Origin of the sequence: Streptomyces sp. NPDC001194 (assembly GCF_042896985.1) — a bacterium.
Classification (GTDB): Bacteria; Actinomycetota; Actinomycetes; order Streptomycetales; family Streptomycetaceae; genus Streptomyces.
The window spans coordinates 251,944-264,342 of the sequence record NZ_JBIAXU010000002.1 but is presented as its reverse complement, the minus strand read 5'-3'; the positions used below and the strand labels follow the sequence as shown (position 1 = coordinate 264,342).

General features: G+C 72.5%; 12 protein-coding genes. 8 read left to right on the top strand and 4 right to left on the bottom strand.

From position 1 onward, the window contains the following. Positions 1-20 precede the first annotated feature (20 nt). Positions 21-839: a serine hydrolase domain-containing protein gene (locus ACFY1T_RS05920; RefSeq protein ID WP_390787425.1), complete on the top strand. Its 819-nt coding sequence runs from the start codon at positions 21-23 to the stop codon at positions 837-839. Between the two features lie 36 nt (positions 840-875). Here the strand turns inward: ACFY1T_RS05920 and ACFY1T_RS05915 are convergent, their stop codons facing one another. After that, the gene (locus tag ACFY1T_RS05915; protein ID WP_390787133.1) at positions 876-1,538 is read right to left on the bottom strand and encodes a pirin family protein; all 663 of its coding nucleotides are present in this window, start codon (positions 1,536-1,538) and stop codon (positions 876-878) included. An 81-nt stretch (positions 1,539-1,619) separates the two neighbouring features. On the opposite strand from ACFY1T_RS05915, the gene ACFY1T_RS05910 reads away from it, so the two are divergent. The 5 genes from ACFY1T_RS05910 to ACFY1T_RS05890 all read left to right on the top strand — a co-directional run bounded on the left by ACFY1T_RS05910 (position 1,620) and on the right by ACFY1T_RS05890 (position 6,507). Further along, positions 1,620-2,825, top strand: coding sequence for a CdaR family transcriptional regulator (locus ACFY1T_RS05910; protein ID WP_054222911.1), 1,206 nt, complete (start codon positions 1,620-1,622; stop codon positions 2,823-2,825). 89 nt (positions 2,826-2,914) lie between these two features. Further along, a complete protein-coding gene (locus ACFY1T_RS05905; RefSeq protein WP_390787132.1) occupies positions 2,915-3,832 on the top strand; it encodes an ACP S-malonyltransferase in 918 nt (305 codons plus the stop codon). 19 nt (positions 3,833-3,851) lie between these two features. Next, positions 3,852-4,856 (top strand): ketoacyl-ACP synthase III, encoded by a 1,005-nt coding sequence (locus tag ACFY1T_RS05900; protein ID WP_390787131.1) that lies wholly within the window; start codon positions 3,852-3,854, stop codon positions 4,854-4,856. Positions 4,857-4,913: 57 nt separating this feature from the next. Further along, positions 4,914-5,162, top strand: a complete 249-nt coding sequence (locus ACFY1T_RS05895; protein ID WP_030009997.1) for an acyl carrier protein — start codon at positions 4,914-4,916, stop codon at positions 5,160-5,162. Between the two features lie 79 nt (positions 5,163-5,241). Beyond that, complete coding sequence (locus ACFY1T_RS05890; RefSeq protein ID WP_390787130.1) at positions 5,242-6,507, top strand: beta-ketoacyl-[acyl-carrier-protein] synthase family protein; 1,266 nt, start codon at positions 5,242-5,244, stop codon at positions 6,505-6,507. Positions 6,508-6,635: 128 nt separating this feature from the next. Here the strand turns inward: ACFY1T_RS05890 and ACFY1T_RS05885 are convergent, their stop codons facing one another. After that, positions 6,636-7,130 carry a DUF3145 domain-containing protein gene (locus tag ACFY1T_RS05885; RefSeq protein WP_030160508.1) on the bottom strand — a complete coding sequence of 165 codons (495 nt, stop codon included), beginning with the start codon at positions 7,128-7,130 and terminating at the stop codon, positions 6,636-6,638. Between the two features lie 249 nt (positions 7,131-7,379). On the opposite strand from ACFY1T_RS05885, the gene ACFY1T_RS05880 reads away from it, so the two are divergent. Then, complete coding sequence (locus ACFY1T_RS05880; RefSeq protein WP_390787129.1) at positions 7,380-8,288, top strand: SGNH/GDSL hydrolase family protein; 909 nt, start codon at positions 7,380-7,382, stop codon at positions 8,286-8,288. A gap of 84 nt (positions 8,289-8,372) precedes the next feature. On the opposite strand, the gene ACFY1T_RS05875 is transcribed toward ACFY1T_RS05880, so the two are convergent. Beyond that, entirely contained in the window at positions 8,373-10,820 is a 2,448-nt protein-coding gene (locus ACFY1T_RS05875; protein WP_390787128.1) for a beta-glucosidase, read from the bottom strand. 208 nt (positions 10,821-11,028) lie between these two features. Between ACFY1T_RS05875 and ACFY1T_RS05870 the strand changes: the two genes are divergently transcribed. Further along, positions 11,029-11,607: a TetR/AcrR family transcriptional regulator gene (locus ACFY1T_RS05870; protein ID WP_390787127.1), complete on the top strand. Its 579-nt coding sequence runs from the start codon at positions 11,029-11,031 to the stop codon at positions 11,605-11,607. A gap of 30 nt (positions 11,608-11,637) precedes the next feature. Here the strand turns inward: ACFY1T_RS05870 and ACFY1T_RS05865 are convergent, their stop codons facing one another. After that, a complete protein-coding gene (locus ACFY1T_RS05865; protein WP_390787126.1) occupies positions 11,638-12,288 on the bottom strand; it encodes a hypothetical protein in 651 nt (216 codons plus the stop codon). Positions 12,289-12,399: the final 111 nt, after the last annotated feature.

The window sequence follows — 12,399 nt, the reverse complement described above, 5'->3', positions numbered from 1 at the left end:
GCATGGAGAGCGTGGAGACCCTGCAGAGCCTGCGGACCATCGAAAACTGGCCGGTGCCGACCGCCGCGGCGGCCGTGGTGCGCGCCGACGGGAGCCTGGCCGGCTCCCACGGGCCCCTGGACCACCGCTTCGCGCTGGCCTCGGTGACCAAGCCCCTCGCCGCGTACGCCGCGCTCGTCGCGTACGAGGAGGGGGCGATCGAGCTGGACGAGCCGGCCGGGCCCGAGGGCTCGACGGTCCGTCACCTGCTCGCGCACACCAGCGGGCTGGCCTTCGACGAGCACCGCGCGATGGCCGCGCCCGGGACGCGCCGGCTGTACTCGAACGCCGGTTTCGAGGTGCTCGGCGACCACATCACCAAGGCCACGGGCATCCCGTTCGCGGAGTACGTGCACCAGGCGGTGTTCGAGCCGCTCGGCATGGAGTCGACCACGCTGGACGGCTCGCCCGCCAAGGACGGGGTCTCGACGGTCTGCGACCTCGTCCGCTTCGCCGCCGAGCTCCAGGCGCCACGACTGCTGGACGTGCGTACGGTCGCGGAGGCCACCTCCGTGGTCCACCCGGGGCTCAAGGGAGTGCTGCCGGGGTACGGGATCCAGTCCCCCAACGACTGGGGGCTCGGCCTGGAGATCCGCGACGGGAAGTCGCCGCACTGGACGGGCGCCTCGTCCTCGCCGCGCACCTTCGGCCACTTCGGGCAGGCCGGCACCTTCCTGTGGGTGGACCCGGACGCCCGCGCCGCGTGCGTGGCGCTGGCCGACCGGGCCTTCGGCCCGTGGGCCGTGGAGGCCTGGCCGCCGTTCACCGACGCGGTCCTCGCCGAGCTCGCCGCGCGCTGACCCCGAAGGCCCGTGGGCCCGTATGCCCGCGGGCTTCTACGGCAGCTCCCAGATCAGCAGCTCGCCAGGGGATCCGGCGACGATCTCCAGGCCCTGCTCCCCGGTGATCCGCGCCGCGTCCCCGGGGCCCAGCTCCTCCCCGTCCAGGCGCAGGTCCCCGCGGACCACGTGCAGGTAGATCCGCTCCGCCGCCGGTACGGCGACCCGCTCGCCCGCGCCGGGCCGGCGGACGTGCAAGGCGGCCCCGGCCGCGGGGATCTCGTACGGGGTGCCTTCGGCGATCTGCCGGACCAGCGTGTACGCGGGCTCCCCGCCCTCCCCGCCCCCGGCCGACGGCGCGAGCCACGTCTGCACGAAGCGCAGCGGCACCGCGCCGTCGTTGCGCTCGATGTGCCGGGCGCCGGATCCGGCGGCCAGGTGCTGCACGTCACCGGGCCGGACCACGGAGCTCTCGCCGGTGCTGCCCTTGTGCGTCAGCTCGCCCTCGACGACCCAGGTCACGATCTCGGTGTGGCTGTGCGGGTGCTCGTCGAAGCCCGCTCCCGGGGCGAGCCGCTCCTCGTTGCAGGCCAGGACCGGGCCGAAGCGCAGGTTGTCCGGGTCGTAGTGGCGGCCGAAGGAGAAGGCGTGCGCGGTGGTGATCCCGGCGTCCGGATCCCCGCCTTCGTACCGGTCGGCCCCGCGGCGTACGTCAATCATGGAAGTCACCGTAGCCCCCTGGTGGAGGGCCGCCACGGGACCGGACTCCGCGCCGCCGTCCCGATAAGGCAGTCTTGTCCCGTGCCCCAACCCGAACGTGAGCATTCCCCCGCGCATCCCGCTCCCGCCCATCCGCACGCCGCGACGCTGCGCCGACTGGAGAAGTCCTCCGGCCGGCTCGCCGCGAACGCGATCGCGCGGATGGACGAGACCCTGCCGTGGTACCGGGCGATGCCCCCGGAGAACCGGTCCTGGATCGGCCTGGTCGCGCAGGCCGGTATCGCCGCGTTCACCGAGTGGTTCCGGCACCCCGAGACTCCGCAGGCGATCTCCACGGACGTCTTCGGGACGGCTCCGCGCGAGCTGACCCGGGCGATCACCCTGCGCCAGACCGTGGAGATGGTCCGGACGACGATCGAGGTCATGGAGACCGCGATCGAGGAGGTCGCGGCCCCGGGCGACGAGTCGATCCTGCGCGAGGCGCTGCTGGTGTACGCCCGGGAGATCGCGTTCGCGACGGCCCAGGTGTACGCGCAGGCCGCGGAGGCGCGCGGGGCGTGGGACGCCCGGCTGGAGTCCCTCGTGGTGAACGCGGTGCTGTCCGGCGAGGCCGACGAGGGCGCGCTGTCGCGGGCGGCCGCACTTGGCTGGAATTCGCCGGAGCACGTGTGCGTGGTGCTCGGCACCGCGCCGGAGGGCGACAGCGAGCTGACGGTCGAGGCGATCCGGCGCGCCGCCCGGCACCACAAGCTCCAGGTCCTGACGGGCGTGCTCGGGGACCGTCTCGTCGTGATCGCGGGCGGCAGCGACAACCCGATCCAGGTGGCGAAGTCGCTGATCGGGCCGTTCGCGGCGGGCCCGGTGGTGGCCGGTCCGGTGGTTCCGGATCTGCTGAACGCGACCAAGTCCGCGCAGGCCGCGGCGGCCGGGCTGAAGGCCTGTACCGCCTGGCAGGACGCCCCCCGGCCGGTGCTGGCCGACGATCTGCTGCCCGAGCGCGCGATCGCCTCGGACCCCTCCGCCCGCGAGCAATTGGTGGAGGAGATCTACAGACCGCTGGAAGAGGCGGGCTCGGCGTTGCTGGAGACGCTGAGCGTGTATCTGGAGCAGGCGAGCAGTCTGGAGGGGGCGGCGCGCATGCTGTTCGTACACCCGAACACGGTGCGCTACCGGCTGCGACGTGTGACCGACGTCACCGGCTGGTCACCGTCCGATGTCCGATCCGCGTTCACGCTGCGGATCGCCTTGATCCTCGGGCGTCTGGCCGACGGCGATCCGCAGTCCTAGACTTTTGTCGGACATCAACAATTACCCTGACGGTTCTTCGTCCCTGTCCCCACGGGCGGGAGGGACCGTCCACAAGAGAGAGTGTGAGGGTGCTCGTACTCGTCGCTCCCGGCCAAGGCGCACAGACGCCCGGCTTCCTGACTCCCTGGCTCGACCTCCCCGGCGCCGCTGACCGCGTCGCCGCGTGGTCGGACGCCATCGGGCTCGACCTTGCCCACTACGGCACGAAGGCGGACGCGGACGAGATCCGCGACACGGCGGTGGCGCAGCCGCTGCTGGTGGCCGCCGGTCTCCTGTCCTCCTCCGCCCTGGGCCCCGCCACCGCCTTCGGCGCCGTCGCGGGCCACAGCGTCGGCGAGATCACCGCCGCCGCGTACGCCGGTGTGCTGTCCGACGCGGACGCGCTGTCGTTCGTACGGACCCGCGGTCTGGCGATGGCCGAGGCCGCCGCCGTCACCGAGACGGGCATGGCCGCGGTGCTGGGCGGCGACCAGACCGTGGTCGTCGCGCACCTGGAGAAGCTGGGTCTGACCCCGGCGAACATCAACGGCGCGGGCCAGATCGTCGCCGCAGGAACGATGGAGCAGATCGAGGCCCTGGTGGCCGAGAAGCCCGAGGGCTCCATGAAGGTCGTCGCCCTCAAGGTCGCGGGCGCCTTCCACACGCACCACATGGCTCCCGCCGTCGCCACGCTGGAGAAGGCCGCTCAGGCCCTCGCCCCGGCCGACCCGGAGCTGAAGTACGTCTCGAACAAGGACGGCCACGTCGTCACCACGGGCGCCGACGTCGTCGCCCGCCTGGTCGGTCAGGTCGCGAACCCGGTCCGCTGGGACCTGTGCATGGAGACGTTCGGCGAGCTGGGTGTCACCGGGATCATCGAGCTCAGCCCGGGTGGCACTCTGACGGGTCTGGCCAAGCGCGCGCTCAAGGGCGTGCCGAGCGTGGCCCTGAAGACCCCGGACGATCTCGAAAAGGCCGCCGCGCTCATCGCCGAGCACGCGGCCTGAGAGAAGGAGCCCACACAGCATGTCGAAGATCAAGCCTGCCAAGGGCTCCCCGTACGCCCGCATCCTCGGCGTCGGCGGCTACCGACCGACCCGCGTGGTCTCCAACGAGGTCATCCTGGAGACGATCGACTCGTCGGACGAGTGGATCCGTTCCCGCTCCGGCATCGCGACCCGGCACTGGGCCTCGCCCCAGGAGACCGTCGCCGCGATGTCGGTGGAGGCCTCCGGCAAGGCGCTGGCCGACGCCGGCATCTCGCCCGAGCAGATCGGCGCCGTGATCGTCTCGACGGTCTCGCACTTCAAGCAGACCCCGGCCGTCGCGACGGAGATCGCGCACCGGATCGGCGCGGTCAAGCCGGCCGCGTTCGACATCTCCGCGGGCTGCGCCGGCTTCGGCTACGGCCTGACCCTGGCCAAGGGCCTGGTCGTCGAGGGCTCGGCGCAGTACGTCCTCGTCATCGGCGTGGAGCGGCTGTCGGACCTGACCGACCTGGAGGACCGCGCGACGGCCTTCCTGTTCGGCGACGGCGCCGGCGCCGTGGTCGTCGGCCCCTCGGAGGAGCCCGCCATAGGCCCCACGGTGTGGGGTTCGGAGGGCGACAAGTCCGAGACGATCAAGCAGACCGTGCCGTGGGACGAGTACCGCAGCACGGACAGCGACCAGAAGTTTCCGGCCATCACGCAGGAGGGTCAGGCGGTCTTCCGCTGGGCCGTCTTCGAGATGGCCAAGGTGGCCCAGCAGGCGCTCGACGCGGCCGGGATCACCGCCGAGGACCTGGACGTCTTCATCCCGCACCAGGCAAACATGCGGATCATCGACTCGATGGTGAAGACTCTGAAGCTGCCGGAACACGTCACGGTCGCCCGTGACGTGGAAACCACCGGCAACACGTCGGCCGCCTCGATCCCGCTCGCCATGGAGCGGCTCCTGGCGACCGGAGCTGCGAAGAGCGGCGACACCGCGCTCGTCATCGGCTTCGGGGCGGGGCTCGTCTACGCCGCGACGGTCGTTACCCTCCCCTAGGGTCCGGGATCCACATCCCGCCCCGTTTCACCCAGTTAGCTAGAGAAGGAGCGCCACATGGCCGCCACGCAGGAAGAGATCGTCGAGGGTCTCGCGGAGATCGTCAACGAGATCGCCGGTATCCCCACCGAGGACGTCGCGATCGAGAAGTCCTTCACGGACGACCTCGACGTCGACTCGCTCTCCATGGTCGAGGTCGTCGTCGCCGCCGAAGAGCGCTTCGACGTCAAGATCCCGGACGAGGACGTCAAGAACCTCAAGACGGTCGGCGACGCCGCGGACTACATCCTGAAGCACCAGGCCTGAGCCTGACGAGCGTTTGTCGCCACCCGGCGGTGGCGCCGTGACAATTCAGCACCCCCTGAGACGTGGAGAAAGAATTCCTGTGAGCCCGACCAATCGCACCGTGGTCGTCACCGGTATCGGCGCAACCACTCCGCTGGGTGGCGACAGCGCTTCGACCTGGGAAGGTCTGCTCGCCGGTCGTTCCGGCGTCAAGCCCCTCGAGGGCGAGCGCTTCGCCGAACTCCCGGTTCGTATCGCCGCCCCGGCCGCCGTGGACCCGAGTGAGGTCCTGCCGCGCCCGCTGGCCCGCAAGCTGGACCGCTCGGCCCAGTTCGCCGTCATCGCCGCCCGTGAGGCGTGGGCCGACGCCGGCTACACCGCCCCGGCGGGCGAGGACGCGGCCATCATGCCCGAACGCCTGGGCACCGTGATCGCCTCCGGCATCGGCGGCGTCACCACCCTGCTCGACCAGTACGACGTACTGAAGGAAAAGGGTGTGCGCCGGGTCTCCCCGCACACCGTCCCCATGCTCATGCCGAACGGCCCGTCGGCCAACGTCGGCCTGGAGGTCAACGCCCAGGCGGGCGTGCACACTCCGGTCAGCGCGTGCGCCTCGGGCGCCGAGGCCATCGGCTACGCCGTCGAGATGATCCGTACCGGCCGCGCCGACGTGGTCGTCGCGGGCGGCACCGAGGCGGCGATCCACCCGCTGCCGATCGCCGCTTTCGCCAACATGATGGCGATGTCCAAGAACAACGAGAACCCGCAGCAGGCCTCCCGCCCGTACGACAAGGCCCGCGACGGCTTCGTCCTCGGCGAGGGCGCGGGCGTCGTCATCCTGGAGTCCGCCGAGCACGCCGCCGCGCGCGGCGCCCGGGTCTACTGCGAGGTGCTGGGCCAGGGTCTGTCCGCGGACAGCCACCACATCGCGCAGCCGGAGCCGACCGGCCGCGGTGTCGCGGCCGCGGTGCAGAACCTGCTGGACAACACGGGTCTGGACCCGGCCGAGCTGGTCCACCTGAACGCGCACGCCACGTCGACCCCGCAGGGTGACACGGCCGAGCTGAAGGCCCTGCGCAAGGTCCTGGGCGACGACCTCGACCACATCGCGATCTCCGCGACGAAGTCGATGACCGGCCACCTGCTGGGCGGCGCCGGCGGCATCGAGACCGTCGCGACCGTGCTCGCGCTGTACCACCGGATCGCCCCGGCGACCATCAACGTCGACGAGCTCGACGAGGACATCGACGCGGACATCGTCGTCGGCGAGCCGCGCAAGCTGCCGGCCGAGGGCGCGATCTCCGCGATCAACAACTCGTTCGGCTTCGGCGGCCACAACGTGACGCTGGCCTTCAGGACCGTCTAGTCCGCGAGGCGCCACGTACGGAAAGGGCCCGCCCGGCAATCGCCGGACGGGCCCTTTGCGCATGCCCGGGGATCCGTGGTCCGGTCTCCCGGATCCGTGGTCCGGTCTCCCGGATCCGCGATCCGGAATCAGACGACCTGGTGCAGCCAGCGGACCGGGGCGCCCTCGCCCGCGTAGCGGAAGGGCTCCAGCTCGTCGTCCCAGGGCTTGCCGAGCAGTTTGGCGATCTCCGCCTCCAGGTCGGTCTCACCGCGCGCGGACCGGGCGAGGGCGGCGCGCAGCCGGTCCTCGGGGATCAGGATGTCCCCGTGCATGCCGGTGACGGCGTGGAAGATGCCGAGCTCCGGGGTGGAGCTGTAGCGCTCGCCCTCGGCGGTGGGGCAGGGTTCCGCGGTCACCTCGAAGCGCAGCAGGTGCCAGCCGCGCAGGGCCGAGGCGAGCTTCGAGGCGGTGCCCGCTTCGGCCTGCCACGAGAACTCGGCTCTCCAGGTACCGGGGGAGGCGGGCTGCCTGATCCAGTCGAGGTTCACCCGCACCCCGAGCACGCCCGCGACAGCCCATTCCACATGCGGGCAGAGCGCGCGCGGAGCGGAATGCACGTACAGAACTCCACGTGTCGTCACCGGGACCTCCAGTGTGGGACGAGGTCGGGAATAAACTCCAGAAAACGGACAGTATGTGACGTGATGTAATGTAACGGAAATTATTTGACATTGCGCTACGAGACCTGCGGCCGAAACGCCACGGGAAAAAGCTACCGTGCGCCAGGGGTCATGGTGTGACGTACGGTCGGTCCGAGGCTGCCAAACGCAGAGCATTCACTCAGCAGGACGCCCCGGAGGACGCGGGGCGACGAGGAGGGAAACCACCCGATGCGCACCACCGCCACGCGACGCCGAGCGCGCACGACCCGGCGCCGGACGCTCACGGGCGCGGGCGCGGTGGCGGCCCTCCTGGCAGGGTTGCTGACCGGATGTCAGTCGGGCGGGTCGGACACGGAGGGTGAGCAGGGGGCGCAGGCCGGGCCGCGCTGGAACACCGCGCCCGCGTCGATCGCCGCCGCCGGCGACTCCATCACGCGGGGTTTCGACGCCTGTTCGGTGCTGGCGGACTGCCCCGAGGTCTCCTGGGCCACCGGGAGCGACCCTGCCGTCCACTCGCTCGCCGCCCGGCTGCTCGGGGAGGCGCAGGTGCCGGCGCGCAGCTGGAACTACGCGGTGACGGGCTCGCGGATGGCGGACCTGGCGGGGCAGCTGGCCTCGGCCGCGGAGCACAGGCCCGACCTGGTCACGGTGATGGTGGGCTCGAACGACGCCTGCCGGCCGACGGCTTCGTCGATGACGCCGGTGGCGGAGTTCCGGGCCGGGTTCGAGAAGGCCCTGAGCGGTCTGCGGGCCGCCTCCCCCACGTCCCAGGTGTACGTCTCCAGCGTGCCGGACCTCCAGCGGCTGTGGGAGCAGGGCAAGGACGCGCCGATGGTGCGGCAGATCTGGAAGCTGGGGATCTGTCAGTCGATGCTGGCGGACCCGCTGTCGGCGGCGGCCGGGGCGACGGCCCGGCGCGAGCAGGTGCGGGCGCGGGTGGTCGAGTACAACGAGGTGCTCCGCGAGGTCTGCGCGAAGGACCGGCTGTGCCGCTACGACGGCGGCGCGGTGTTCCAGTACCCGTTCGCCGCGGACCAGTTGAGCCGCTGGGACTGGTTCCACCCGGGCAAGGACGGGCAGGCCCGGCTCGCGGAGCTGGCGCACCGCCAGGTGACGGCGGCCGAGCCCCCGCGCTGACGTGGGAAGGGAGGACCGGGGGCGGGTGTCAGGGCCCGCCCCCGGTCCGGTTCATGGGTGATTTCAGGCCACCTCCGGAGGGCCTCAGATCTCCAGGGTCGCCGTGAGCCGCGTGTCGCCGTGGGCGTGGCTCGCGCGGACCTCGTACGTACCGCCGATCCGCTGCCAGCGGCCGGCCGCCTCGTCCCAGACCTCGAAGGCCCGGGCGGGCAGGGAGATCTCGGCCTCGACGCTCTCGCCGGGGCCCGCCTCGACGCCCGCGAAGGCGGCCAGCCAGCTCGCCGGGCGCTCCGGGCCGCCGGCCGCCGCGCCGGAGGGGGCGAGGTAGACCTGGACGACCTCGCGGCCGGCCCGGCTGCCGGTGTTGGTGACGCGGACCCGGGCCGTGGTGCCGGTGACCTCCAGGGACTCGTACGCCCAGTCGGTGTAGCCGAGGCCGTGCCCGAACGGGAAGGCGGGGGCGACGCCCTGCCGCTCGTACGCCCGGTACCCGATGAAGAGGCCCTCGGCGTACTCCAGGCACCCCTCGGTCGGGATCACCTCGGTGACCGGCGCGTCGGCGAACCGCGCGGGCCAGGTGGTGGGCAGCCGCCCGCCCGGCTCCCGGAGCCCGAGGAGTACGTCGGCCAGCGCGGCCCCGCCCTCCTGTCCGGGGAACCAGGTCAGCAGTACGGCGGCCACCTCGTCCCGCCACGGCAGCTCGACCGGGGAGCCGGCGTTGACGACGACCACGGTGTTCGGGTTGGCGGCGGCGACGGCGTGCACGAGGTCGTCCTGGCGGCCCGGCAGGCGCAGGTCCCTCCGGTCGAAGCCCTCGGACTCCACGCGCTCGGTGGTGGCGACGACCACGACGGCGGTGTCGGCGTCGCGGGCGGCGGCCACGGCCTCGGCGATCAGCTCGTCGGCGTCGCGCTGCGGGCCGAGGTGGAGCAGCGAGAACATGATCGCCTTGAGCGGCAGGGTGCTCGTGTCCGGGACCTGGAAGGTCAGCGAGACCTCGACGGCCTCGCCCGCCTCCAGCTCGACGCGGCCGCGTTCGCTGGGGGCGCCGAAGAAGGCCTCGAACGGGTCGGCCTCGTTGCCCATCGCCTGGACGCCGTCCCAGAGGGTCTCGCCGCCGACCGCGAGGGTGAAGGCGCCGAGCCCCCGGGTGCCGAAGGCGTGCCCGCCGCTCTCGCGCGGCACGAACGTACCCGTGACCTCGATGCTCGCCATCGTCTCGTACGAGGCGCCCGCGGGCAGGTCGTCGCCGATCCACTGGACCTGGCCGGTCGGCAGGCTGCCCGAGCCCAGGACGGCACCGGAGGCGTCGCGGCAGACCGCACGGAGCTCGAAGCCCTTGTCGGCGGGGGTGAGCTCCTCGGAAGGGTCGGCTCCGACGAAGAAGGCCAGGGCCCCGTCCGGGAGGGCTTCGGTCAGCCCGTCCAGCGGGGAGACGATCCGCTCGGGGAAGACGGTGGCCGAGCCACCGCCGAGGACGCGGGCGTCGCGGGCGGCGGCGCCGAGCAGGGCGACGGTGCGGCCGGGGCCGGCGTCGAGCGGGAGGGCCCCGTTCTCGTTGCGTACGAGGACGAAGCCGCGGGCGGCGAGCTCGCGGGCCAGCGCCTGGCCGTCGATCGGGGCCGGCGCGGTCTCGACGACGGCGGGGGCGCCCTCCAGGATGCCGACGCGGGCGGCGAGGCGCAGGACGTTGCGGACGGCCTCGTCCACGGCGGACTCGGGGACCTCGCCGGCGCGGACGGCCGCGGCGAGGGCGGGCCCGTAGACGGTCTGCGGTCCGGGCATGGCGACGTCGAGGCCGCCGAGGATGTCGCCGGTGGTGGAGCGGGCGGCCATCCAGTCGGAGACGTTGCACCCGTCGAAGCCCCACTGGCCGCGCAGGACGTCGTTCACGAGGTACTGGTTCTCGCTCATCATCGTGCCGTTGACCCGGTTGTAGGCGGTCATGATGCCCCAGGGACGGGCGTTCGCGACGATGGCCTCGAAGGGCGCCAGGTACAGCTCGCGCAGCGGTCGCGGGGCGATGACGCTGTCGACGGTGAACCGGTCGGTCTCGGCGTCGTTGCCGACGAAGTGCTTGACGGTGGTGCCGACGCCGCCGTCCTGGACGCCCTGCACGTATCCGGCGCCGATGGCTCCGGTCAGGTACGGGTCCTCGGAGTAGCACTCGAAGTGCCGGCCGCCGAGCGGGGAGCGGTGCAGGTTGACGGTGGGGGCGAGGAGGACGTGGACGCCCTTGCGGCGGGCCTCCTGGGCCAGGAGGCGGCCGGCGCGGCGGGCGAGCGCGGGGTCCCAGGCGGCGGCGAGCGCCGTCGGGGAGGGCAGGGCGATGGACGGGTCGTCGGCGGTCCAGCGCACGCCGCGGACCCCGATGGGGCCGTCGGACATGACCAGGGACTTCAGCCCGATCTCGGGGACGGCGGGCAGGGACCACATGTCCTGGCCGGCCAGCAGGCGGGCCTTGGTGTCGAGGTCCAGCTTGCCGAGTGCCGCCTCTACGGCGTCGTGGCGGACCTGATCGGCATCGGTCACGGCCGTGCCTCCTCGTTGAGTGCGTGCGTGCGTGAGCCGGCGGCGGGGGTGTGGTGCGGGGAGGTGCGGGTGCCGCGGGGTGCCCCCATCGTGGACCCGTTACCGGTAGAGCGGTAGGGTTCGTAACCTGTTCGTGATATTCCGATAACGTACGTACGGCCCCGCCGCCACGGCGGGACACGGTGTGAGCGGAAGAGGTGCCGGGGCGATGGCCAGGGCGAGGAGCGAGGAGCGGCGCGGCGACATCGTCCGCGCGGCGGTCGAGGTGATCGCGGAGCGCGGCTACCGCGGTGCGTCGCTGGGTGCGGTGGCCGAGCGCGTCGGCCTGACCCAGCAGGGGCTGCTGCACTACTTCCCGACCAAGGAGGCCCTGCTGGTGGCGGTGTTGGAGGAACGCGACCGCTGGGACACCGGCGGCGGCTCGCGCGCCTCCGCCGGCACCTGGCGACTGGACCTGCTGGCCTCGCTGGTGGAGTACAACGCCATGCGCCCCGGCATCGTGCAGACCTTCTCGGCGCTGCTCGGCGAGAGCGTCACCGACGGGCATCCGGCCCGGGAGTTCTTCACCGAGCGCTACGCGCAGGTGCGTTGCGAGATGGCGGCGGTGCTGCGCGCCGAGTTCGGCGAGCGGCTGCCCTCGGGCCTCACGCCGGAGCAGGCGGCCCCACTGCTGACGGCGGTCATGGACGGGCTCCAGTACCAGTGGCTGCTCGACCCGGAGTCGGTGGACATGCCGGCCGCGTTCCGCTCGTTCCTGACCCTGCTCCGCGGACCCGAGACGGCGTAGGCCGCCTCTTGCGGACTTTCCGGTCAGGGCTCAAGGGCGGCCCAGCAGCGGGTCGTGGACGGAGCAGGGCGGGCGCCTGGCCGGGGCCGGGACCCGGTAGTAGACCCGGTCGCGCAGCCGTCCCGTCCAGGGCTCCCGCTCCGAGCGCCGCTTGACCAGGAGGTGGCGGCTGCTGCCCTCCTTCAGGTGGGCGCGGTACGCGGCGAGCAGCGGGTCCGCCGGGCCGAGGAAATCCCGGATCTGCTCCTCCACCAGGCAGAACGGGCAGTCCGCGCCGGGCACGAGGTGGAACTGGCGGCCCTCCGGGTGGGCGTCGTCGGCGAAGGCGGTCAGGACGAGCGCGCCGCTGAACATCACGCACACGCCCACGACTTGAGGACCGACCGCGTCCGCCGCCTGCCCGATCAGGCCGCGGAGGGCTTCGGTGTCGACCCGTTGGATGCGGGCCGCCAGCGCCTGCACCGCCGCCGCCAGGCTGTGGACCGCGGCCACCAGGGACACGAGGGCGACGGCGACCACGGCCCAGGCCGGCCCGGTGGACGCGAGCATCCACAGCACGCCCGCGTTCAGGAGGGCCATGAGCAGCACGGACACCCGCAGCCCGGCGCCGCTCGTGCGGACCAGGCGGTACGAAATGACCAGGAAGGTGCCGGCGAGGACCGGCGGGATCCAGTCGGGCATCAACGGTCCTCCGTCAACTCCGTTTAAAGAACGGACCGTTACAGCATCGTCCGGCAGCTCCCGCGCGTCGACCCCCGTACCGGCCCCGGCTGTTCGGGGGCGGGCTGGCAT

Coding starts and splice junctions, on each gene's coding strand:
- ACFY1T_RS05915 (WP_390787133.1), bottom strand. CDS start 1,538: ATGATTGACGTACGCCGCGGGGCCGACCGGTACGAAGGCGGGGATCCG.
- ACFY1T_RS05900 (WP_390787131.1), top strand. CDS start 3,852: ATGTCGAAGATCAAGCCTGCCAAGGGCTCCCCGTACGCCCGCATCCTC.
- ACFY1T_RS05895 (WP_030009997.1), top strand. CDS start 4,914: ATGGCCGCCACGCAGGAAGAGATCGTCGAGGGTCTCGCGGAGATCGTC.
- ACFY1T_RS05880 (WP_390787129.1), top strand. CDS start 7,380: ATGCGCACCACCGCCACGCGACGCCGAGCGCGCACGACCCGGCGCCGG.
- ACFY1T_RS05870 (WP_390787127.1), top strand. CDS start 11,029: ATGGCCAGGGCGAGGAGCGAGGAGCGGCGCGGCGACATCGTCCGCGCG.
- ACFY1T_RS05865 (WP_390787126.1), bottom strand. CDS start 12,288: ATGCCCGACTGGATCCCGCCGGTCCTCGCCGGCACCTTCCTGGTCATT.